Origin of the sequence: Hansschlegelia beijingensis, assembly GCF_045505405.1 — a bacterium.
Lineage (GTDB): Bacteria > Pseudomonadota > Alphaproteobacteria > Rhizobiales > Methylopilaceae > Methylopila > Methylopila beijingensis_A.
The window spans coordinates 1-898 of the sequence record NZ_JBJKEX010000627.1 but is presented as its reverse complement, the minus strand read 5'-3'; the positions used below and the strand labels follow the sequence as shown (position 1 = coordinate 898).

2 protein-coding genes are annotated in these 898 nt (G+C 72.5%); both read right to left on the bottom strand.

The features are described 5' to 3' along the window. Positions 1–155 (bottom strand): FAD-dependent oxidoreductase (locus ACIKT0_RS19240; RefSeq protein WP_407106877.1); only part of this gene is annotated, 155 nt, incomplete at its 3' end. 84 nt (positions 156–239) lie between these two features. Next, on the bottom strand, positions 240–898 hold a 659-nt coding region (locus ACIKT0_RS19235), incomplete at its 5' end, for a sigma 54-interacting transcriptional regulator (protein WP_407106876.1).

Below are 898 nucleotides of genomic sequence, written 5' to 3'. Positions count from 1 at the left end.
ACGCTGACCAGCCCCGACATGCGCACCGATGCGCCGTTCGCTCGCGCGTCGCGGTCGATCACCACGACGCGCCGGCCGCTGCGGGCGCCCGCCAGCGCATGAGCCAGTCCGAGAATGCCGCCGCCCACGACGGCCAGGTCGAAGTCTTCAGCCAATGTCCCGCCTCGATCGTCAGGCGGCGGACGCTGGCCCTAACATCGTCCCGGCGTCAACAGCGGCACGGGGCGCCGGACGCGGCGTCAGGCCCAGCGCTCGCGCTTGCGGTAGATCGTCGAGGGGCTGATCTCGAGCGCCGCGGCGGCGCGCGCGGTGTTGCCGCCGAAGGCTTCCACGGCGCGCTCGATGATCCGCCGCTCCTGCACCCAGAACGGTTCGATGAATTCGGGGTCGCTTACGGAGACGGGGGGCGGCCCCGCCCGCCTGAACTCGGCCGGCAGCATCTCCGGCGTGATCTCGTCGCCTTCGCCAAGCACGATGGCGCGCCGGATCACGTTCTGCAGCTCCCGCACATTGCCCGGCCAGTCATATCGCCTGAAGAGCTTCGCGGCCGCCGGGGACAGCCGCCAGATCGGGCGGCCTTCCTCGCGGGCGAAGCTCTCCAGGAACGCGCCGGCGAGGGCGATCACGTCGTCGCCGCGCTCGCGCAGCGCCGGCAGACGGATGGGCAGGACGTGCAGCCGGTAGAACAGGTCCTGCCGGAAGCGTCCGGCCGCGACCTCCGCGAACGGGTCGCGATGCGTCGCGCAGACGATCCGGACGTCCGCGCGCCGCGGGCGGGGATCGCCGACCCGGCGGAACTCGCCGGTCTGCAGCACGCGCAGGAGCTTCGCCTGCAGCGAAAGCTCCATCTCGCCGATCTCGTCCAGGAACAGCGTGCCGCCGGCCGCCGCCTCGACCG